This is a genomic window from Okeania sp. (assembly GCF_983059655.1).
The window spans coordinates 1-2,007 of sequence record NZ_CEZPJD010001122.1 but is presented as its reverse complement, the minus strand read 5'-3'; the positions used below and the strand labels follow the sequence as shown (position 1 = coordinate 2,007).

2 protein-coding genes are annotated in these 2,007 nt (G+C 31.2%); one reads left to right on the top strand and one right to left on the bottom strand.

Going from position 1 to position 2,007, the window contains the following annotated elements; all coding sequences use genetic code 11:
* Positions 1-926 precede the first annotated feature (926 nt).
* Complete coding sequence (locus AC3DU7_RS32380) at positions 927-1,148, top strand: hypothetical protein (RefSeq protein ID WP_488043325.1); 222 nt, start codon at positions 927-929, stop codon at positions 1,146-1,148.
* 285 nt (positions 1,149-1,433) lie between these two features.
* Here the strand turns inward: AC3DU7_RS32380 and AC3DU7_RS32375 are convergent, their stop codons facing one another.
* Positions 1,434-1,688 carry a FitA-like ribbon-helix-helix domain-containing protein gene (locus tag AC3DU7_RS32375; protein WP_488043324.1) on the bottom strand — a complete coding sequence of 85 codons (255 nt, stop codon included), beginning with the start codon at positions 1,686-1,688 and terminating at the stop codon, positions 1,434-1,436.
* Between the last annotated feature and the right edge of the window lie 319 nt (positions 1,689-2,007).

Genomic DNA, 2,007 nt, shown 5'->3' with positions numbered 1-2,007 from the left:
ATGGTTGAAAGTAGTCAAAAATTGATGGAGAAAAAGTAGATGAATGGAATTTAGGTAAAACTTTACCCATTTTAGATTAGTATACACCAAAATTTGCGACTTTTATCCCGCACTCTCTTGTGAAAGGAGAAGGCGGGACTTGTCGTTAGGTTGCTAATTTAACGGAAGAAATTCTGAATTTGTGGCTTTTATCTCAATACAGTTTAGTTAAGGATTTTTTTTTGCAGTTCTGTAATTTCAAGATTTCATTTAATGGCTCCATCAGTATTAAATTATAAACCAATTAGTTAAATACTTATTCTGGTAAACCCCCAATTCATACCACTAATTATAAACCTCATCTGGCAAGAGTTTTGGGCTTTTAGCCTTTGCTAAGGGTAACTAAGAATAGCTTTTGATTTAAGTATGAATAAATAGTCAAGTTTTTATAATTAAAAACATTAGGTAGTAGTACCTAATTGATATACCAGAAATGTAATATATAGCAGCCTGTAGCCTGTAATCAAGTAACAAAACAAAGGGGTTGACACTTGAAGCAAAAATATGTTACAATATAGATTGGTTGTCTAAAACTATAGATAGATATTAAAAGCACTGTAGTTTACCAGACCTAGTGCTTTTCAACCTATGTACATACTTTTTGCAGCATTAATTGCTTTTAACCTTAACTTTGATAGTGATTCAGGGACACTTTTAGGCACTACAAAAAATTAATGGAACAAATTTCCATAGAAAAAAAAATTTGCATAGCGGATAAATTTCGCATAGTATGCCTAGACTTATAATAAATTACGATATGATATATCCGATATATATTATGTTTTGATCGTAACATGTCATAAAAGAATTCGTCAAGGGGTAAGGTAAAAAACTTGCATTGTTTGCTGTGAAAGGGTTTCACCATAAAAGGAGAAATTCTTAATCTTATGCAGAAAAAAAATACTAAGGTTTTTACCAGAATGTGGAAAATTATGGGCAATGCTATACCAGTCCTAATTTTTCTAAACCAGCTTTTGTCGTACAGCCTTGCAATAGAAATGGATCAAGGCAACATCAAAAGAATAGAGCTTCATAAAGAACACAACAGGCTAATAGAAAAGATTATTGATCTTCTGCCTGGTGAGAAAAATGATGAGGAGGATAAATAAAATCTTAGCTGGACAATTAATTATCTCTTAAATCCAGTTTGATAACTTAGAGATTTCTGTCAAGTAAGTCATAGCCAAAGCTTCCTCAAGATCAGAGGAAGTTTTTTTTGGCTAAATTTTCTGTCTAAAACTGAGCTAATTATCAATAAATGTATTTTTGATTTACATATTTGAGTAATGTATATTTGTTTAGGTTTGTTTAGGGTTTTCCTAAGCTCATCTCCGCACAACTGCTTGATTCGTATTATTAATTAGTTTAATGAGGTAATTATTAATTATTAATTATTAATTATTAATTGTTGAATGATATTCTGGTTGAGGTTCTCGCACTAAAGGTTCACCACTCCAACCTCCAATAACCTCTTCAAAAAATCCCGGTTGCCATCCTTCATATTTAGGCTTAATTTCCACTTCAGTTTCTAAAGCTTGCTCCAAAATTTCTGTGATTTTTTCTTCCAAGCTACGATTATTTTTTGCAGCTAAATCTTTTAATCTATCTATTAAATAAGGCTTGAGTTTTTCTAAAATAATTTGAGTCATTTTTCTTTACATTTACATCAACAATCAACTTATCTTATCATTTTATTATTTTTCCTCAAATTTTTCTACTACTTAACAGCACAATCGGAAAAACAACTCGCTTTTATAATATTTATAATTATTGCTCTGCTGATTAAATATAAAAGCATTAACAGATAAAAGTTTTAGCCTTTTTTTCTCAAAAAAAATTGCTCCCCTACTCCCCTACTCCCCCACTTCCCTACTCCTTAAAAAAGACTTTTTCAGCAAATCCTAATTATCTCGGCGATCGCTCTAATACATAACTCTCTAACCTCAAACTTCACTCCTCCACATCGAT

Coding starts and splice junctions, on each gene's coding strand:
- AC3DU7_RS32380 (WP_488043325.1), top strand. CDS start 927: ATGCAGAAAAAAAATACTAAGGTTTTTACCAGAATGTGGAAAATTATG.
- AC3DU7_RS32375 (WP_488043324.1), bottom strand. CDS start 1,688: ATGACTCAAATTATTTTAGAAAAACTCAAGCCTTATTTAATAGATAGA.